This window comes from Microbacterium sp. SLBN-111, from assembly GCF_049739645.1.
Classification (GTDB): Bacteria; Actinomycetota; Actinomycetes; order Actinomycetales; family Microbacteriaceae; genus Microbacterium.
The window spans coordinates 639,764-658,124 of sequence record NZ_JBMGQH010000001.1; the positions used below are offsets into that span (position 1 = coordinate 639,764).

Sequence of the window (18,361 nt, forward strand, 5' to 3'; positions counted from 1 at the left end):
CTCCCCGTGACGTTCGGCGGATACGCCGAATTGCGGCCCGGGGAGACAGTGAAGATTACCGCGTCCGTGTTACGCGCACGCAACGTCCGTGAGGGACACGCCCGACGGGACGCTGTTGTCGCAGCCGACGACGTTGCCCTGTCCACGGGCCGGGCCGACGACGGCGACCCCGACGCCGCCCGCCCCCGGCCGCAGGTCGTTCCCCGCCACGACGTTCGCGGTCCCCCACGGGGCGAGGATGACGTGGATACTGACGGCATCCACCGGTCCTGCGACGGTGTTGCCCTCGAGCCGCCACTCCGACCCCTTGAGGTCCACGCCGCTGTCGACGACCGACGCGGAGCCGACGGACAGGGACGAGTCGCGCACGACCCCGCCGGTCGTGCCCTCCTTGACGTCGAGCGCCTCCGCCGTCGTATCGCGCACGACGAGATTCGTGAAGGTGTTGCGGTCGCTGCGGTCGGGGCCGCAGTCGGTGTACCGGCACCAGTTCGACTCGGCGGATCCGACGTACACGCCCTCGCCGAACTCGGGATCCGTCCGGCCGGTGCGTTCGATCGTCACCGAGCGGACGGTGTTGTCGGTGCTCCCGGCGCGCAGGTGCAGACCCTCCTGGCCGACGTCGGAGATCGTCATTCCGCTCAGAGTCGAGTGGGTCGTGGCATCCAGAACCACCCCCTTCTGACCCCCGCGCACCTCGAGGTCGCGGATGTCCCAGTAGGCCGCGCCCTCCAGATGCAACGTGTACCCGTCCGCGACGTCGCCGCCGTCGAGCACCGTTCCTGCCGAGCCGCACACGATGATGGGCGCCTCCGCGGTCGCGGCCACGGCCGCGTGGAAGCGCCCCCGGTACACCGTGGCCGAGAGCTGCAGCACGGTTCCCGGAACCGCCGCGTCCAGGGCGGCCTGCAGCGATTCGGCCCCCTCCCCCACGGGGACGGCGCCGGGCGCACAGGGAACGACCGTGGCGGCGGGCTGCGCCTCGGGTTCGGGGGCGCAGCCCGCGAGTGCGGCCACAGCGGCGGCGAGCGCGATCACGGCGGCGATGGTGCGGTTCATCGCGTCGAGTATCCCAGGCGACGCCCGTAGGGTGGTCGCATGCCGCGCGCCCTCCTCCTCGCCGGCGTCACCGCGCTCGTCCTGGCCCTCACCGCGTGCGCGCCGGCGGAGTCGACACCGCCCGACGGATCGGTCGCCTTCCCGGTCGGTGCCCGCGTCGACTATCAGCTCGGTGAGCCATATGCCCCGGCGGAGGGTGTGGGCCTCGTCGTCCGCGACCGCACCGCCGATCCGGCCGACGGCGTGTACTCGGTCTGCTACGTCAACGCCTTCCAGACGCAGCCCGGCGAGAGCGCGGAGTGGCCGGAGGGCACCCTGCTCGAACGCGACGGGCGACCGGTCATCGACCCCGACTGGCCCGACGAGCGTCTCGTCGACACGTCCACCGCGGAGAAGCGGGATCGGGTGGTGGAGCACGTCGCTCCGTGGATCCGCGGGTGCGCGGCATCCGGGTTCCGTGCGGTCGAGTTCGACAACCTGGACACGTTCACCCGCACCGACGGCGCGCTCACGCTCGAGGACAATGCCGCCGTCGCGGCGGCGCTCGTGACGACGGCGCACGAGGCGGGCCTCGCCGCCGGCCAGAAGAACGCGGCGGAGTTCGCGCGCGAGCTGCGGGATGCCGCGGGCTTCGACTTCGCCGTCGCCGAGGAGTGCGCGGCCTTCGACGAGTGCGGCACCTACACGGACGTCTACGGGTCGCGGGTGATCGACATCGAGTACAGCGATCAGCTGCCCCGCTCGTTCGCGGACATGTGCGCCGACGAGACCACCCCCGCCACCACGGTGCTCCGTGACCGCCGACTCTCGGCACCCGGCTCCGCCGAGTACGTCTTCGCGACCTGTCCCGAGCCCTAGCCCGCGGCACCCGCTGGAGCGACCGTCGGGCCCCGGAGCCGCCGGCCCCGGGGCCTCGCCGCTCAGTCCTCGCTCATGAGGTCGCGGAAGAACCCGTCCACATGCGCACGCAGGGACTCGATCCGACGATCGCGCGCCGCCGCGGCATCGTGGCCGAGGTACGCCGGCGGATCGAGTCGGCGGACGTTCTTCGAGCATTCGAACCCGGCGCACAGGAGGGTGCCGACGGAGTTGCCGGCTTTGCCCGCACGCCCCGTCCGTCGAGCCGAGAAGAACACGACGTCGTTGGGCAGCGTGACGTCGGAGCACCACGAGCACTGCGGACGCGAGCGGGTGGGTTGTTCGGCCTGCCGCAGCTGGAGTCCGAACGGGACGGAATCGATCTCGGCGACGACGAAGCCGAGGAACGGCGACTTGGGGTCGCGCCAGCCGAGGTAGTCGAGGCGGTCCCAGTCGCGGTCCGCGAGGTCGGCGGGCGCGACGATCGCCTTGCGCTCGCGCAGGGAGACGTTGACGAAACTGTTTCGGAGGGTGGATTCGGTGAGGGCGATCATGAGGGTCCCATCGGTGGACCGGAACGATCCGGTCGGGGGGGGGGGGGGGGGGGGGGGGGGGGCACCCGCGGCGATGCGCGGGCGAACGGATGATCCCGCGCCGACGGACGTCGCGCGGGTGTGCGTGGGCGCGCGACCGAAGGGTCGCGCGACGTCGCCGCTCAGGCGGCGAGGACCACGGGTCCGTTCGCGCCTCTGCCGTCGGCGCTGCGCGCACCGACGACCTCCTCACGCCCGAGGGGCATAGCGGAGCGGAAAGAGGACATGCGTCGAGCGTACGCCGCTCAGGAACGGAACGGCGCCGATCCGAGCACTCGCTCGACCGCGATCTCGAGAACGACGCGCTCGGGGTTCACGCGCGGCTGGCGATAGCGAGCGGCGTACAGATCGACGGCATGCGCGACCGCAGCAGGCTCGTCCGTGACGCGCGCCGGCCCCTCGAGGCTGATCCAGCGCGCGCCGTCGACGGAGCAGAGGGACGCGCGGCCGGACCGCTCGGCATTGACGAACTTCTGGGTGCCGCGCGACCCGATGACCCGCGCCACGCCGTCCTCGTACGTGAACCCCACGGGAACGGCGTGCACGCGCCCCGAACGTCCGATGGTCGAGAGCGTGGCCAGGTGGTATTCGGAGAGGAAAGCGAGGGCGTCGTCGGTCAGCACGGTTCCAGCGTCCCACGACCGGCGACGTGCGAGACCGTCCGGATGCCGGCATCCCATCGTCGGATGCCGACGACCCGGGCGACGACCGGGCTCCCGGGTACGGCCGCCAGCGCCTCCCCCACGCGGTCGAGCGGAAGGCGCCGCGCCAGGGTCACGTGCGGTGTCCACTCCCCCGGCACCGTGTGCGGAACGTCGTCTCCCGGGCCGGCGAGCACGTGAACGGCCGCGTGGAGGGCCAGGAGATCCGCGCGGGGGACGACGGAACGCGCCAGCACGCGGGTGCGACCGGTGCCGAACAGCAGGGGCGCGCCGAGGTCGAGGTCGAGCGGCAGGCGATCCTCGAGCGGTTCCGTCGCGAGATCCCCGAGGGAGGCGCGGACGAGCAGAGTGATGTGGGGCCGGTTGCTCGCGCCGGTGTGCTGCGCCTGGCTCGGCAGACCGGCGTCGTCGAGCAGCGTCCACTCGCGTCGGATCTCGGCGTCCGCGGCCTCGTCGAGCACCAGCTCGAGGCTGACGACGGAGGTCATCGGCGCGTCAGCGCGTCGACCACCACGCCGCGGCCACCAGCAGGGGTTGGAAGAACAGGCGGGTGAAGCGGCGGCGATCGGTGTCCAGGCCGAAGGCGGAGCGCTTCTTGCGCCACTGGTCCACGTTGCCCGGGAAGATCGCCACGTAGAAGGCCGCCAGAGCCGCGCCGACCCGCCGTCGTTCCTTCGGCAGCGCCACGAGCGCGATCCCGAAGGCGATCTCGACGACCCCGGATGCCACGACCACCGCGTCGCGGTCGAGCGGACCGTACCGGGCGACGGCATCCGGTACTTGCGCCTGGAAATCACGGCGGGCGAACGTCAGGTGAGCCACACCGGCGAAGGTCATTGCCAGGGCCAGAGCCCAACGGACGAGCGTTCTCATGCCGTCAGGCTAGAGCGCCGGAGGGCCGCAGGACCCGGGCTTGACGGACCGCCGCGGGAGACCGTTGACCCGAGGCAAGGGCCGCTACGCGAACCGCCCGCGAAGCGCAACCCCCGGACGCGTCACGCATGGCGCGGTTGACTGAGGAAACGTCGACGGAGGAGGTGCCCATGACGCTCACCGACAGCCCGCGCGCTGCCCTCGGCGAAGCCGATCTGGACGCGCTTCTCATCCGTGCGGCGACCGGCGACTGCGACGCGTTCGTCGACTTCTACGACGCCACGTCCCCGCGCGTGTACGCCGTGCTCCTCACGCTGACACGGGATGCCGACCGGGCCGCTGCCCTTCTCGAGGGCATCTACGTGGAGGCGTGGGAGCGCATGCGCGGTCGATCGGCCCCACCGTGTCCGGGCATGCAGTGGATGTCGCTCATCGCGCATCGCCACGCGGCGGGTCGGTTCTGACGTGCGACGTTCCGGCCGCGCGCCGCGCGTCCCCGATTCAGGCGCGACGCGCCGTCGCTTCGGCAGTCGCCGGAACGTCCACATCGATCGTGAGACCGCTCGACGAGTTCGCCGAGTTGGCATAGGTCTGGAGCAGCCCCGGGTCGAGCATCTCCGGCTCCACGGAGCCGAACACGAACCGCAGCGGGATCGACGGTTGGATCCAGATCGTGCTGCGGCCGCCCTCTTCGCCCTCGGGGTGACGCCACGACATGGTGAAGCTCTCGCCGCGGCGGAGCTTCGTCGCGATCACGACCTTCACGTGGGCGAGCACGCGATCCGGGATCCGGATCGGGCGCTCGGAAGAGCCGTAGAACAGTAGGCCCATGAGCGTCTCCTTCCGGAGGTTTCGGCACTCAATATTTTACTAGGTTGCCTAACTATCACAAAGTGAATTCCGGCGATATATCGGTGGACCGCCAAGTTTCTTTCGCCTCACCGGGGTCGTCGTCAGATGTATCGCGCCACTGGAATCTCGTTTGCCTAACTAGACTGTCGCATCGGGCGGCCGGACCCTTACAGGAGAGCCATGACGATCGTGACCGAAGACGACCCCTCCACGGTCGCCGCCCGCGCCGTCGAACGACTGCGGCTGGCCGAGGCCCGGCTGGCACGGCGGCGACAGACCGACTGCGGCCCGAGCGAGAACGCCCGCGCGGCGATGCGCCTGATCCTCGAACGGACGGACGAGGGCGGTACGGTGACGCCCACGGAGATCGCGCAGGCGCTGGCGGTCTCGACCGCATCGGTGACCGGCATGCTGGACCGCCTGGCCGCCGGTGGCCTGATCGGATTCGTCGCCAATCCCGCGGACCGCCGGAGCAAGTTCGTCGTGCCCTTCGACCGGAGTACGGATGCCGACGCGATCGACCCCGTCACGGCACGCATCCGCGAGTTCGCTCTCGATCTTCCGGATGGCGCGGCGAGTCAGCTGGCCGACTTCCTCGACCGCGTGCGAGAGGTCGTCGACGCCGAGTGCCGCTGACGGGCCTCACGCCGTGGCCTGCTCCACGGCATCGGGATCCGGCTCCGCCACGACCGTGAGTCCGTTCGGCGAACTCGCCTCGTGCATGAGTTCGTCGACCCATCGACGGTTCACGTGCGGCGGCCTGCTGCCGTAGAAGTGAAACACGAGGGGGATCGACGGGTGGATCCACAGGCTTCGGGTCCCGCTGCCGTCGCCGACCGGGAAGTGGAACATGAAGGGCTCGCCGCGACGCAGCTTGTTCATGAACACCAGTCGCAGGTGGGCGAGCGTCCGGTCTTCGATGTCGAACGACTGACCGAGCGCGTTGTAAACCAGTTTTCCCACGGATAAAGGGTATCCGCTCAGCGCAGTTAACCACCGTTGACGCACGGACACTTTTCGGATCCCGTCCAGAATCTACGCGGAACGGGGTCAGGCGGCCACCCGATCCTTCCTCCCCGCGGCCTCGACTAGAGTCCCTGGGGTGGGGAGAGCGCACCGCCCGGGCCGCTGGCGTCGGATTCCGCGGCCGGTCCTGGTGGGCGGGGCCGTCGTGGTCGTCGTCGCGCTCCTCGCCGGAATCGCCGTGGTGGGCTCGCTCGTGACGAATCTCTTCCAGACCCTGTCGGCGAGACCGCCTGCCGTCGACACACGCATCGTGACCCCGGACGAATCGAAGGCCGCCAAGGCTGCGGCACAGGAGCAGCCGGGCTCCCCCGAGGCGGACGCAGCGACGTGGCTCGCCGCACAGCCCACCACTTATTGGCTCACGCCGGAGATCGATCCCGTCGGCGAGGTGTGGGACCGCGTGGCCCACCTGGCATCCGAAGCCCGCGCTCAGGATGCCACGATGTCGATCGCCGTCTACGGTCTCCCCGACCGCGACTGCGGCAACCACTCCGCCGGTGGTCTGGACCCCGACGCCTACCGGGAGTGGACGTCCCGCATCGGCGATGCGCTGCGGAACGCCTCCGACGTGCGCAAGATCGTGGTGCTCGAACCCGACAGCATCGCGCTCGCCCCGTCGTGCGGTTCTCTGCAGGACCGCTCCGGATACCTCCGCACCGCCGTGGAGAACATCCGCGGGGTCGACACGTGGATCTACCTCGACGGCGGCCATTCGGCCTGGCATCCCGCGAACGAGATGGCCGACCTGTTGCGCTCCACGGGACTCCTCGGCGACGTCCGCGGCGTCGCGCTGAATGTCTCGAACTATCAGGACACGGCGAACGAGTTCGCCTACGCCCATCAGCTGTCCGACCTCCTGGGTGGCACGCACGCGATCATCGACACGTCCCGTAACGGCGCCGGACCGGCCGGATCGCAGTGGTGCAACCCCGCCGACCGCCTCGTCGGGGCACCCAGCGGCGCCTACGGCGACGACGTCGTGGACACGACACTGTGGATCAAACCCCCGGGCGAGAGCGACGGCGAGTGCAACGGCGGACCCGCCGCCGGAACGTGGTGGCCGGATGCCGCGGTCGAGTTGACCCGTGAGAGCCGCTGACCGCCGCCGGGTCCGGGACGCGCGTAAACCTTTAACCCCCCGAAATATGTAAAGATGGCGCTCGGTCGCAGTGGAGACCGCCGTACCTCGGGGGAGAGTGCGGGCACGCGAACGTGCGAAGCCGGAAGAGTGGTGGGATGAGCGACAGCACAGAGTTGCTGAAGACGGCCGTGATCGTCGAGGACGACCCGGATATCCGGCATCTCCTCGTCGAGGTTCTTGAATCGGCCGGTTTCTCCACCGTGTCCGTGGGCAACGGCATCGACGGCGTGCGTGCGGTCATCGCCTACCAGCCCCTCATCACGACTCTCGACGTGAACATGCCCGGTATCGACGGCTTCGAGGCCGCTCGCCGCATCCGCCAGCAGAGCGACACGTACATCATCATGCTCACCGGTCTCGAGGAAGAGGCCGATGTCGTGCTGGGACTCGGTGCCGGCGCGGACGAGTACGTCGTCAAGCCGTTCCGTCCCCGCGAGTTGCGCGCGCGCATCGAGGCACTCCTGCGTCGCCCGCGCGCGGGCGCGCCGGCCGTGACGGCGCCGCGCCAGGACTCCGTCGGGCCTTCTTTCCCGCAGGCCCGACCCCCCGTCGAATCCGTCCCGCAGGTGGCACCCGCCGCGCCGCAGTACGAGCAGGCCCCCGTTGCCGCACCCCCGGCGCCGAGCACTCCGGTGGTCGTTCCGTCGTCGCAGGGCCCCGCGCCCTGGACCACCGTCCCGGGCAACGACCTGGCGCCCCGCCCCGGAGCGGACATCGTTCCGCAGGCGCACGGGGATCTGACCCCGACGGGGGGCACGTGGGTCGTGCACCGCGACCTTCGGCTCGACCCCGACAGCCGCGTCGTGCTGGTCGACGGGTACGAGCTCGAGCTCACCCGTACCGAGTTCGACCTGCTCGCGACGCTCATGGAGTCGAAGCGACGCGTGCGGAGCAAGGCCGACCTCACGCTCGTCCTCCGTGGCGAGTCGTACGTCACGAGCTACTTCGTGGGCGAGGCCGACAAGCGCGCGATCGAGGCGCACATGACGAACCTCCGCCGCAAGCTCGGCGACAACCCCGCCAACCCGCGCTACATCGAGACCGTGCGCGGCGTCGGCTACCGATTGACGTCGGAGACGATGACCGCCCCGTGACCCGCTCGTTCCGTCGCGAACGCCCCCGGACATCACGGATGCCTCGACCCTCCCCAGGGCCGAGGCATCCGTTTCTTCTGATGCGTTCGGGTCGCGATCAGACCTTGTATCCGTGGTGACGACGGACGAGCTTGGAGAACATGAGGAGCGTCTGGAGGACGGTGACGACGCCGACGATGGGCCAGCCGATCCAGAGGATCGAGGACTGGACGACCGGACCGACCAGCACCCAGATGACGGCGAGGGCGATCGCGACCCCGATGAGGACGACCATCGGCGCCCAGTGACCGAGGCCGCCGCCGCGCTCGGCCTTGGCCTGCATCGCCCAGTTGTCGACCTTCTTCCGCGAGAGGAAGCGGGTCCATGAGCGCACGAAGTGGCTGATGCGGATCCACATGAAGATCTCGGCGGGGAAGAACAGCACCGCGAACAGCACGTCGGTGCGGTTCACCGCGGCCATCGTGCGCGCGATGCGCAGGTTGAGCAGCATCGCCACGACCGGCGGGATCAGCCACAGGGGCGAGAAGACGAAGGCGTGGATCGACAGCGATCCGGCGAGCAGCGTGAGGAACGCCACGCGGACGAAGAGGTTGGTCAGCATGCCGAAGTTCTCGAACCACCGCAGGCGCAGGTTCGGGTGGAAGGGCTGCCCCTTCGTGTCTCCGCGCTGACCGGGCCACATGAGCTCGATCGCACCGTAGGTCCACTTGACCTGCTGCGCGTCGTAGCCCGAGAGGGTGGTCATGCCGCCGACGTTGGCGCGGGCGTAGGGGCTGATCTTCGTGAGGTAGCCGGCGCTCTTGATCTGCAGCGACAGCAACGAGTCCTCCACCTCGGAGTCCTTGACCCACGGGGTGACCTGGTGGTTCTGCTTCATCGCTTCGCGCAGGGCGTTGGTCGAGAAGATCGAGAACTGACCGCCGAGCACGGCCATGTTGCGCCCGCGCAGCAGGTTCTGCAGGTTGAACGCGGCGAACTGCGTGCGCTGGCCGGCCGTGAGGAAGCGGGCGATCATCCCCTTGATCGGCTTGTCGTCGATCGTGTAAATGGCCGAGATGCCGCCGATCCGGGAGTCCGAGACGGCCTCGGTCTCGAGGTACTCCACGGCCTTGCTGTCGGCGATGGTGTCGCCGTCGACGCCCAGCAGGTAGTCGTAGCCCTCGACGAGCGAGTAGCCGTAGTTCAGGGCGCCGACCTTCTTGTCGGGGTTCTTGCCGATGTCGTGCACGAAGACCTCGGTGAACTGCTCGCCGAGGTCGGTCGTGATCTCGTGAGGACCGCTGTATTCGGAGGCGATCTTGACCGTGGCATCCGAGGTGTTGTTGACGACGACATGGATGACATCCGGAACGCGCGTCTGCCCGAGGAGCGCCTCGATCACCTGAGCGATCGACTCCTCCTCGTTGTACGCGGGGATGATGCACCCGATCGTCGACCGGTGCACCGTCGCGTGCTCGAGCACCGACGCGAAGTCGTCGGGGAACGCGTGCTCCTCGACGACCGGACCGGCCGCTGCCCCCGCGGGGTAGGTGAGCGCCCGGCTCTGGGGAGCGAAGCTTCGCGCATCGGTCATGGCGGTGTCTTCCTGTCGGTGGGGCGGCGGTTCAGCCGGGTCCCACTCTGGTAGGTTCACCGCAAGGCCACCGCCGCACATGACCACCGTCCCCGCAAGGTTTCCTCAAGATTCCCCCGGGGCCCGGCGCAGGGAGAGTTCCGACGATGGTCGTTCTCGACCTCCTCGCCGCTATCGCTGCAGCTTCCGTGGCGGGCGCCGCACTTTTCCTGGCGCATGGCCGCCACGGCGACGACCGCGGCGGTCCCCGCGCCGAGCTCGTCCGGTACATGGGCGTCGCCGCGCTGGCCGCCCTCGCGTGCTCGCTCGCCAACGTGATCGAGGCGTCGGGAGGGGGCACCGTCTCCGCGGCCGTCGGAAACGCGACGAACGTCGTCACCGTCGGTCTCGCGTGGGCGGGAGCGCGGCGCCTCAATTCGCGCCGCGCCATCGGCGCCGTGACCACCGGCGCCGCCGGCATCCTGATGCTCGCCGTGACCTTCGTCGTGCCGCTCGACGAGGCCACGCTGATCAAGACCGCCGGTCTTGCGATCTTCGCGGCCCTCGCCGCCGCCGAATTCGCACGACGGCCGCTCAGCGAACTGTCCGGGGCGAGCGTCCTGATGCTCACCCTGAGCGTCTTCGGCGCCTACAACCTCTACCGGGTCGCACTGGGAGTGACCGCCGGAATGTCGTCGACGCTGTGGGAGCACACCGCGTCGACGCAGATCACGACCATCCTCAGTGCGTTGGCCATCGTGGCCATGGGATACGGCTCCGTGCGGCTGGGACGCGAGCTGGACGACGACCCGGCGCCGGGTACGCGCGCGCACGACCGCCGGAACCTCCGCCGGACCGCGGGCGACATGCTCCGCGCGCAGGGGAACATCAACGTCCTCATCGTCCGCATCCCCGAGATCGATCTCATTCGGGCGGCCCACCGCAGCGAGCGCGCGGACGAGATGATCACGGTCCTCGTCGACGCGGCGCACGAAGCTCTCCCGGACGCCTTCGCCGGCGTCCCGGCGCGGGACACGGTGTTCGTCCTCCGGGACTCCTCGGTCCCGCGTACCGAGGCCGAGGCGCAGGTGCGCCGGGCGTTCGCGGGACACATGCCGCTGATCGACTACACCGACACGCCCGACCTCGTGTTCGAGCACCACATCGTCTCGGACGTGCACGACCTATCGCTGCTCATGGAGAGTCGGCGACTGCGCCCGGGCTCGGGCGTGATCCCCCACGGCTGAGCCCCGGCGCGCTCACGGTCACTTGCTCGTCTGACCCCACCCGGGTGCGCGGCCATTGCTCGAGGTCGAGGCGGCGGGCTGACTCGCCGCGGCGGAGCCGTCCGACGCGAAGATGGCGATCGGCAGGTACTGGTACACCGTCTGCTGGGTGAACGAGGTGTCCGAGTTGGCCGTGCCCTCGACGGAGATGTTCAGCGCGAATTCGAGCGTGATGCCGTAGGTGTCGTTGGGCAGCTGACGGATCGAGGTCGACGGCACGAGCAGCCCGCCCTGGAAGCTGTTGAGCAGCAGGCCGCGGTCCGAGCGCAGCGTGTCCGACGGCACGAGGGTGCGCGGGTCGGCGCTGAACTGGAACGGGCTCGACACCTGTCCGCTGGACTGCGCCGTCTGCGAAGTGATGGAGACCGACGAGATGTAGACGCGGCGCTTCTGCGCGAGGACCGCCTTCTCGTCGACGCGGTTGTCGTGCACGTTGAGCGCGAAGCCGAACTGCTTCTCGTTCGACGTCGTCCATTCCATCGTGCGCTTCGGATCGTCCGCCCACACGTCGAGGCGCAGTTCCAGACCGTCGGCCACCTCCGTCGAGAGCGAGACCGAGCCGTCGTACGTGAAGCGCGAGTCGAACGGCATGGCCGTCGACGTCGCCTGCGGGGCGGGGGTCGCCACGACCACCGATTGGCCGCCTCCGGAGGTCTGGGCCTGGATGGCGTTGAAGGCGTCGACAACCTGCGTGCACCCGCTGAGGGTGATCGGCCCACCGAGGGCGACGACGGCGGCGAGCGCAAGGGCGCGCACGATACGGCGGTGAGAGGAGCTGCTCACGGGGTCTCTCCAGAGTCTGAGGGCGCGGGCGCGCAGAGGTCGATGAACGACCATCACGCTGCGGGATGCAGGCCTCAGGGGGAGTCTGACCGGACGACGCGACGGGTAGGACGCGAAAGGGCGAGCAGAGACAGGATGGCGCGCAGAAGACTACACCATCGTCTATACACTCGATCACATGGCAGCCGTGAGGAGCGTCCCGTCGGCGACATCACCCGTCGCCGCGGACGGCGACGACACCGGCGGACCGAGCAGCCGCACTCGCTCCGTCTGGCTGCTGCAGCTCGTCCTCGGCGCGAGCGTCGTGATCACGGTGCTCCTCGTCCAGGCGCTCGAGCCGTCCCTCTTCGCCGTGTGGACGTTCTCCACCGGAGTGGGCGTCGTCATCGCCCTGACCGCCGTCGCGATCATGGTCCCCTGGCACCGGCTGCCCCGCAACGCGGTGGCACTCATTCCGTTCGGCGACATCGTCGGGATCGGGCTGCTGAGCTTCGGCACCGACCTCCGGTTCGGATTCTTCTGGGTCTTCCCCATCACCTGGATCGCCACCCATTTCGTCCTCAGCATGATGATCGCGGCCCTGGCGACCGTCGGCGTGATCATCGTCGCGGATGCCTCGGCGAACGGCACCGGACCGGTGACGGCCCTTCGATTGATCGTCGTGCTGCTCTCGTTGACGTTCATAGCCATCACGGCATATTTGTCCTCGCGCCAGACGCGCGCGTTCAAACAACTGCTCCGACGGCAGGCGAACAGGCTCCAGGGAACGCTACAGCGCGTGACCGGACAGGAGCGTCGCGTGTCGCAGATGCTCAACGGTCTCGACACGGGGATCGCCCGTCTCTCGGCCGATGGCGAGGTCCTCGCCCTGAACGACACGTACGTCAACCTCTACGGGATCGAGCGCGACGAGCCCTCGCGTCCGGGCGGGGCCGTCGAGTATGCGACGCTCCGGGGCGAGCCGCTGCCCGAGGCCGACCGTCCGTTCGCGCGGGCGGCGCGCGGCGAGCAGTTCGAGGACGAACGCGTATGGCTCTTCGACGCGCAGGGCGACTGGCACGCGCTCTCCGCCTCCACGCGGCGCCTCGTGTCGTCCGACGAGCCCGAGAGCACGCTGCTGATCGTGCATGACATCACCGCGCTGATCGAGGCCGAGCGGGCTCGCGAGCGCCTGGCTGCGACGGTCTCCCACGAGCTGCGCAACCCGCTCACCGCGATCATCGGGCACGCCGACCTGGCGCTGGACGCACCGGACCTCACACCCAAGGTGCGCGAACAACTCGAGGTCATCGCGGGTGCCGGCGAGCGCATGCAGACCCTGATCTCGGAGATCCTCGCCAACTCGCGGGGCGTCTTCCGCGAGGAGAAGACGGCGACGACGACGGATGCCAGCCGCATCATCGCCTCATCCCTCGAATCGTTCCGTCCCGCCGCGGCCGCCCGCCGCGTCGGCGTGAGCGACGACCTCCCCGCCTCCGCGGAGGTGGTCGGGGACGGATTCCGGCTGCGGCAGGCGTTCGACAACATCCTCAGCAACGCCATCAAATACACCCCGGGCGGCGGGAGCGTCCACATCACGGGGACGGTCTTCGACGACCACGTCGAACTGTCCTTCGCCGACAGCGGGATCGGCATCCATCCCGAAGACCTGCCGCGGATCTTCGATCCGTACTTCCGTGCCCGCGCCGCCCGAGAGAGCGCGACGCCCGGCACCGGGCTCGGGATGGGGATCGTGCGCAGCATCATCGAGGAGCAGGGCGGCTCCCTCGAACTCGAGAGCGAGGTCGGGACCGGCACCACGGTCACCGTTCGGCTGCCCTCGCGGGCGGGGGCCACCGAAGGATGACACCGCAGGAGACACTCGCCAACCTGGGCCTGGCCCAGGCCACCGTGGCCACGCTCGCCACCGTCATGGTGATCGGTCTGGGTTTCCTCCACCGCCCGTCGAGGGCTGCCCTCCTGTGGTCTCTCGCCTTCGTCCTGGCGATGACGAGCACCTGGATCTCGGTGGCGGGTTCGGTCATGGACGACGAGGCGATCCGACGGGCCGGCCTCGGTCTCATGCTCGGCGCTCCCGCGCTCATCTGGTCGGGCTTCCGCGCCCGCCGGAACGTCCCCGCCCTGCCCTGGATCGCCGTGCTGCAGTCGGCGGCGACGGCTCTCGCCTTCGTCCTCGCCGTCCAGCCCCAGGTGTACGGGATGACGTTCCGCGTAGCGTTCCTCGGCGCCGCGGTCTTCGCGGGGTTGACGGTCGCCGAGGTGCGCCATGCCGCCGACCGGCTGGAACGACTCGCCCTGCCTCTGACGGTTGTCTCGAGCGGGTTCGTCGCCCTGGGCGTCGCGATCGTCGTGGCCGGCCTCGCACTCCCGTCGAACGCGCAGGACCTGCAGCTCCCCCGGATCCTCAACGGCCTCGCCATGCTGATCTACCTCGTGTGCGCGACGGTCAGCGTCCTGTACTTCACGTCGGTGTCCCCCGTCGGAACGCGCGCAGCGAGTTCGTGGCCGCAGTTCTCCGTCACGGCCGCCGATCGCCTCGCACGGGCCCGACGACTCCAGGAGACCTCGTGGGCTGTGCTCGCCATCCACCTCGACGACCCGGACCAGATCCGCAGTACGATCGGCGAGAACAACTGGAACCGCGCGGTCGCGGCCTTCGAGACCCTCGTCGCCTTCTCCCTCCCCGCCGAGGCCGACCTCGGCCGTCCGGCCCGCGGACGAATGGTCGCGGTGGTGTGCCGCCCCGGTCCCGTGCTGCGCGAACACGTGCGCACGCTTCTTCGCCGGGTGACCGAGATGGATGCCGAGGAGTGGACCGAAGTCCAGCTGTCGGCGAGCGTCGGATGGGTTCCGGCGGAGTCGGGGGACTACGACCTCGCGGAGCTGGTGCGCCGAGCCGATGCCGCCGCACTCACCGCCACCGGTCTCGGTGGAGACCGGTGGGAACGCGTCCGCGCGTGATCAGCCGCCCGGGGACGGCGCGATCGCGACGGTGAGGGTGTCGCTCGCGGTCTGCTTGGCGAACTCGCTCGACGTCGGCGTGGTCTGCAGGAGGAACTCGTAGGTGAACTGCAGCGTCACGAAGGTCGCCTCAGCGGGGACCTCTCCGACGTTGAAGGTCTGGGAGTAGCTGTACGGCGACAGAACCAGGTACCCCGGCGGGTTGCTCTGATCGACCTGCGGCGCGAGCGGGGCGAACGACTGCGTCGCATTGCCCGGCACCGCCGTCATGGTCGCGCGCTGCAGATACACCTTCTGCCCGTCGTCGGGCGTGACGGTCGTGACCATCGAGATGCTGACGGGCTTGAGGGCTGACGCCGTCCAACGGTCCATCGACAGCGTCGACCAGTAGTTCACGGTCGCGGCGATGGCACCGGCGGTGACCTTCTTCTGCGTCGACCCGCTGGACAGGTCGTTGGAGACGGGAGTGGGAACCGGCACGGCCGATGCCGACGGGGTGGTGGGCGACGGGGTCGGCTCTCCCCCGCCCTGGGCCCACGGTGGCGCTCCGCACGCGGCGAGTCCGAGAACCATCGTGACCGCGCCGGACGCAGTGAGCGCGGCCCGACCGCGTCGCACCCGATCCCCCATGAATCCTCCTGTGATGTTCTGTCGAGTCTAGGCGTCCGACCGGGCGGTGGCGGCGCAGGCGGGGACGACGGCCTAGGGTGCTCGCGTGACGCCTCGCTTCTCGCGCCGTTCCGTCGGCCCCGCCGAACGGGTGCTGGTCACCCTCACCGCGATCGTGCTGATCCTGGGGCTCGGCGCAGTCGCCTGGATCGCCGTGCGCGGGGCGATGGCCTACCGGCACCTCTCGGCCGCACGTGCTGCCCTGAGTGCGGTCACCACGGCCGGAGACGACCCCATGGGATGGACCGGCTCACTCGGCGCGAGCGCCGACGACCTCGCGGCGGCGCACGTGCTCACGGACGACCCCGTGTGGTCCGCGGCGGGAGCCGTGCCGTGGATCGGCCCGCAGCTGACGGCGATGGCGGGTGCGGCCGCCGCGGGCGACCGCGCCCTCGGCGCCCTCACCGGCCTCGGCGACGTGGCATCCGCCCTGTCCTCGGGTTCCCTGCGGACGCCGGACGGCGGCTACGACGTGGAGCTGCTGGCCTCGTGGGAGCCGACCGCCCGCGCAGCCCGGGTGAGCCTCGCGGATGCCATGGCAGAGATGTCGTCCGTGGACGTCGGCGACGCGCTCCCGTTCGTCGCGGACCAGTTCACCCGTGCACGCGAGATCCTCGGGCAGGCGTACGACGCCGCCGATGCGCTGCATCGCACCACCCAGCTCCTGACGACCATGTTGGGGTCCGAGCAACCGAGATCGTATCTCGTGGTGTTCCAGAACAATGCCGAGTGGCGTTCGCTGGGCGGCGTCGTCGGCGCCGTGGCGCAGATCGACACCGACCACGGGCGCCTCTCCCTCAGCGCACAGGCCTCGTCGGCCGACTTCCGCGAGGCCGGCGGCGAGCCCGTCGCGGCGCTTCCGGACGGTCTCCGGCCCCTCTTCGACGATCGCCCCGCGCAGTACATCCAGGACGTGACGCAGGTGCCCGACTTCGCCGTCGGCGCACCCCTCGCGCGCGAGATGTGGCGACGCCAGACGGGGACGGAGGTCGACGGCGTGATCGCGGTCGATGCCGTCGCCCTCTCTTCGCTGCTGGAAGCGACCGGTCCGGTGACCCTCCCCACGGGCGACGTCCTGACGAGCACGGATGCCGTTCCCCTCCTCCTCGACGAGGTCTACCGTCGCTACCCCGACCCGAAGGACCAGGATGCCTTCTTCCAGTCCGCCACCGCGGCGGTCTTCGACGCCCTCGCCGAGGGACGTGCCGACACCGGCGCTCTCGTGAAGGCACTCGCCCGGGTCGGCAGCGAACGCCGATTGCTCGTCTGGAACGCCGCCCCGGACGAGCAGTCCGTGCTCGACGGAACGAGCCTGCAGGGTTCGCTCCCGGACAGCGATGGTCGGCGCACCTCCCTCGGGGTCTATCTGAACGACGGCACGGGCTCCAAGATGGACTACTACATGCGGACCGGCGCGGCGGCGACGTGGTGTGCCGATGGCACGGCCGGCCTCCGCGTCACGCTGCGCAACGACGCCCCGGACCCGGCGACGCTGCCCGGATACGTCACGGGCGGCGGCGCGTACGGCGTGCCCGTCGGCCGAACACTCACCGGTGTCTACGTCGCCCTCCCGCCGGATGCCCGCGTCGAGAGCCGTCACGCCTCGGGCAGCGGTGCACCGCCGGGATTCGTGGCCGGAGACGATCGCGGAAGGGAGGTGCTGAAGTGGTCGGTGCTGCTCGCCCCCGGTGAGTCCGCGACGCTGGATCTGCGGATCGCGACGCCGCCGACCGTCGGCCTGGAAGTGGTCTCGACACCCACGCTTTACGCAACCGAAATCCCCGTCGATGGCGCCCCGTGCGCGGATGAGGGATAGTCGAAGAGGCGGATCGCGCTGGGGGCGCACCGCTGGCCCGTGGCACGTGCCGTGCTCGGACTTCTGTCCTCGACACGTGAGGGTGCACATGAAGGCAACGATCGTCCGTTCTCTCGCGACCGCCGCGATCGTCGTGGGCGCCGTGTTCGCCGTTCCGGTCGGCGCCGTCGCATCGACGGCGGACTCGCCGGAGGATGCACCCGCGCACGCCGCGGTGAGCACGACGGGCGGCGTCGCGCCCGCCCTGGGATTCTGGATCGGCGGGGGCACGCTCGCCCTCATCGGAGGTGCGGTCGCCGTCGGCGCCACCGTCCGTCGCCACCGGCACGACCTCGACGTCTGACACGGCCTCGACGTCTGGTCCGTGTCCGCCGGGCACGGCGCACGGGTGATTTCCGCCCTGCCCCGGCGTGAAAGGCCGCCGGTCGGCGGGTGTTGTGCGCGCGGACGTCGGGAAACTGGCTGCACGAGCGGTGTCCCCGAAGGCTCGCTCGCTATCAGCTACCCGGACACACCCGCCACCGAGATGGGGCCCACCATGAAGAACACGATCCTCCGTGCCGCCGCAGCGCTCTCGCTGGCGGCCGCCGCGTTGATGGCCCCCACGGCCGCCCACGCGTACACCGACCCCGCCGTCGTCGTCGCCACTCCCAGCACGATCACCGCGGGCAGCACCAGCACGTTCACCACCGACCTCGCACCGTTCGCGACCTCCGAGAGCATCCAGATCTCGATCTCGGGCGAGAGCGCCGGCGGCGCCAAGCTGGCCTTCGTCAAGGCCGCGATCGAGACCAACTCCTCGCTGACGACACAGGCCGTGCAGGGCAAGCTCAACGTGCCGATCACGTTCCCCACGAACGGCATCGGCACCTACAATCTCACCTTCACCGGTGCCACGAGCGGTGTCGTGCTGCACTCGCAGATCACCGTCGTCGCCCCCAACAGCGCCTCCGGCTCGAAGGCCGGTCTCGCCGTCACGGGCATCGACGCCGACAACACTCTCGGCCTCTGGCTGGCCGGCGGTGCTCTCGTCGTCGCGGGAGCAGCAGTCGGAATCGGCGCGACCGTCCGCCGCCGCCGCACCGCGGCCTGACATCCACCCCACCCGCAGCGGGGGTCGTCTTCGGACGGCCCCC

General features: G+C 70.0%; 21 protein-coding genes. 11 read left to right on the top strand and 10 right to left on the bottom strand.

Going from position 1 to position 18,361, the window contains the following annotated elements; genetic code table 11:
- Positions 1 to 69: 69 nt before the first annotated feature.
- Complete coding sequence (locus RKD05_RS03015; protein ID WP_424707953.1) at positions 70 to 1,059, bottom strand: hypothetical protein; 990 nt, start codon at positions 1,057 to 1,059, stop codon at positions 70 to 72.
- 39 nt (positions 1,060 to 1,098) lie between these two features.
- Here RKD05_RS03015 and RKD05_RS03020 point away from each other — a divergent pair, with 39 nt between their 5' ends.
- Positions 1,099 to 1,917 carry an endo alpha-1,4 polygalactosaminidase gene (locus RKD05_RS03020; RefSeq protein WP_424707954.1) on the top strand — a complete coding sequence of 273 codons (819 nt, stop codon included), beginning with the start codon at positions 1,099 to 1,101 and terminating at the stop codon, positions 1,915 to 1,917.
- A gap of 62 nt (positions 1,918 to 1,979) precedes the next feature.
- On the opposite strand, the gene RKD05_RS03025 is transcribed toward RKD05_RS03020, so the two are convergent.
- From RKD05_RS03025 to RKD05_RS03040, 4 genes are all read right to left on the bottom strand, one after another.
- Positions 1,980 to 2,471 carry an FBP domain-containing protein gene (locus RKD05_RS03025; RefSeq protein ID WP_424707955.1) on the bottom strand — a complete coding sequence of 164 codons (492 nt, stop codon included), beginning with the start codon at positions 2,469 to 2,471 and terminating at the stop codon, positions 1,980 to 1,982.
- A 284-nt stretch (positions 2,472 to 2,755) separates the two neighbouring features.
- Positions 2,756 to 3,133, bottom strand: a complete 378-nt coding sequence (locus RKD05_RS03030) for a PPOX class F420-dependent oxidoreductase (protein WP_424707957.1) — start codon at positions 3,131 to 3,133, stop codon at positions 2,756 to 2,758.
- Positions 3,127 to 3,660 carry a 2'-5' RNA ligase family protein gene (locus tag RKD05_RS03035; RefSeq protein WP_424707959.1) on the bottom strand — a complete coding sequence of 178 codons (534 nt, stop codon included), beginning with the start codon at positions 3,658 to 3,660 and terminating at the stop codon, positions 3,127 to 3,129. Before RKD05_RS03035 ends, RKD05_RS03030 begins: the two co-directional genes overlap by 7 nt.
- 7 nt (positions 3,661 to 3,667) lie before the next feature.
- Complete coding sequence (locus RKD05_RS03040; protein WP_424707961.1) at positions 3,668 to 4,045, bottom strand: DoxX family protein; 378 nt, start codon at positions 4,043 to 4,045, stop codon at positions 3,668 to 3,670.
- Positions 4,046 to 4,215: 170 nt separating this feature from the next.
- On the opposite strand from RKD05_RS03040, the gene RKD05_RS03045 reads away from it, so the two are divergent.
- Positions 4,216 to 4,509, top strand: a complete 294-nt coding sequence (locus RKD05_RS03045; RefSeq protein WP_424707962.1) for a hypothetical protein — start codon at positions 4,216 to 4,218, stop codon at positions 4,507 to 4,509.
- A 37-nt stretch (positions 4,510 to 4,546) separates the two neighbouring features.
- Here RKD05_RS03045 and RKD05_RS03050 read toward each other — a convergent pair whose 3' ends face one another.
- Complete coding sequence (locus tag RKD05_RS03050) at positions 4,547 to 4,876, bottom strand: hypothetical protein (protein WP_424707964.1); 330 nt, start codon at positions 4,874 to 4,876, stop codon at positions 4,547 to 4,549.
- Between the two features lie 201 nt (positions 4,877 to 5,077).
- On the opposite strand from RKD05_RS03050, the gene RKD05_RS03055 reads away from it, so the two are divergent.
- Positions 5,078 to 5,533, top strand: coding sequence for a MarR family winged helix-turn-helix transcriptional regulator (locus RKD05_RS03055; RefSeq protein ID WP_424707965.1), 456 nt, complete (start codon positions 5,078 to 5,080; stop codon positions 5,531 to 5,533).
- A gap of 6 nt (positions 5,534 to 5,539) precedes the next feature.
- Here RKD05_RS03055 and RKD05_RS03060 read toward each other — a convergent pair whose 3' ends face one another.
- A complete protein-coding gene (locus RKD05_RS03060; RefSeq protein WP_022880497.1) occupies positions 5,540 to 5,860 on the bottom strand; it encodes a hypothetical protein in 321 nt (106 codons plus the stop codon).
- A gap of 139 nt (positions 5,861 to 5,999) precedes the next feature.
- Here RKD05_RS03060 and RKD05_RS03065 point away from each other — a divergent pair, with 139 nt between their 5' ends.
- Both RKD05_RS03065 and RKD05_RS03070 read left to right on the top strand, forming a co-directional pair.
- The gene (locus tag RKD05_RS03065; RefSeq protein ID WP_424707966.1) at positions 6,000 to 7,022 is read left to right on the top strand and encodes a glycoside hydrolase family 6 protein; all 1,023 of its coding nucleotides are present in this window, start codon (positions 6,000 to 6,002) and stop codon (positions 7,020 to 7,022) included.
- A gap of 137 nt (positions 7,023 to 7,159) precedes the next feature.
- Positions 7,160 to 8,158, top strand: coding sequence for a response regulator (locus RKD05_RS03070; protein WP_424707967.1), 999 nt, complete (start codon positions 7,160 to 7,162; stop codon positions 8,156 to 8,158).
- Positions 8,159 to 8,255: 97 nt separating this feature from the next.
- On the opposite strand, the gene RKD05_RS03075 is transcribed toward RKD05_RS03070, so the two are convergent.
- Positions 8,256 to 9,731 carry a glycosyltransferase family 2 protein gene (locus RKD05_RS03075; RefSeq protein WP_424707968.1) on the bottom strand — a complete coding sequence of 492 codons (1,476 nt, stop codon included), beginning with the start codon at positions 9,729 to 9,731 and terminating at the stop codon, positions 8,256 to 8,258.
- A gap of 146 nt (positions 9,732 to 9,877) precedes the next feature.
- On the opposite strand from RKD05_RS03075, the gene RKD05_RS03080 reads away from it, so the two are divergent.
- The gene (locus RKD05_RS03080; RefSeq protein ID WP_424707969.1) at positions 9,878 to 10,957 is read left to right on the top strand and encodes a hypothetical protein; all 1,080 of its coding nucleotides are present in this window, start codon (positions 9,878 to 9,880) and stop codon (positions 10,955 to 10,957) included.
- An 18-nt stretch (positions 10,958 to 10,975) separates the two neighbouring features.
- Here the strand turns inward: RKD05_RS03080 and RKD05_RS03085 are convergent, their stop codons facing one another.
- The gene (locus tag RKD05_RS03085) at positions 10,976 to 11,779 is read right to left on the bottom strand and encodes a fructose 1,6-bisphosphatase (protein WP_424707970.1); all 804 of its coding nucleotides are present in this window, start codon (positions 11,777 to 11,779) and stop codon (positions 10,976 to 10,978) included.
- 178 nt (positions 11,780 to 11,957) lie between these two features.
- Between RKD05_RS03085 and RKD05_RS03090 the strand changes: the two genes are divergently transcribed.
- Together RKD05_RS03090 and RKD05_RS03095 are read left to right on the top strand one after the other, a co-directional pair.
- Positions 11,958 to 13,625, top strand: a complete 1,668-nt coding sequence (locus RKD05_RS03090; RefSeq protein WP_424707972.1) for a sensor histidine kinase — start codon at positions 11,958 to 11,960, stop codon at positions 13,623 to 13,625.
- Complete coding sequence (locus RKD05_RS03095; RefSeq protein ID WP_424707973.1) at positions 13,622 to 14,740, top strand: hypothetical protein; 1,119 nt, start codon at positions 13,622 to 13,624, stop codon at positions 14,738 to 14,740. The genes RKD05_RS03090 and RKD05_RS03095 overlap by 4 nt, the downstream gene beginning before the upstream one ends.
- On the opposite strand, the gene RKD05_RS03100 is transcribed toward RKD05_RS03095, so the two are convergent.
- A complete protein-coding gene (locus RKD05_RS03100; RefSeq protein WP_424707974.1) occupies positions 14,741 to 15,370 on the bottom strand; it encodes a hypothetical protein in 630 nt (209 codons plus the stop codon).
- 85 nt (positions 15,371 to 15,455) lie between these two features.
- On the opposite strand from RKD05_RS03100, the gene RKD05_RS03105 reads away from it, so the two are divergent.
- From RKD05_RS03105 to RKD05_RS03115, 3 genes are all read left to right on the top strand, one after another.
- Positions 15,456 to 17,225 carry a DUF4012 domain-containing protein gene (locus tag RKD05_RS03105; RefSeq protein ID WP_424707975.1) on the top strand — a complete coding sequence of 590 codons (1,770 nt, stop codon included), beginning with the start codon at positions 15,456 to 15,458 and terminating at the stop codon, positions 17,223 to 17,225.
- Between the two features lie 88 nt (positions 17,226 to 17,313).
- The gene (locus RKD05_RS03110) at positions 17,314 to 17,568 is read left to right on the top strand and encodes a hypothetical protein (RefSeq protein ID WP_424707976.1); all 255 of its coding nucleotides are present in this window, start codon (positions 17,314 to 17,316) and stop codon (positions 17,566 to 17,568) included.
- Positions 17,569 to 17,763: 195 nt separating this feature from the next.
- The gene (locus RKD05_RS03115) at positions 17,764 to 18,318 is read left to right on the top strand and encodes a hypothetical protein (RefSeq protein WP_424707977.1); all 555 of its coding nucleotides are present in this window, start codon (positions 17,764 to 17,766) and stop codon (positions 18,316 to 18,318) included.
- The last annotated feature ends 43 nt before the right edge of the window (positions 18,319 to 18,361 follow it).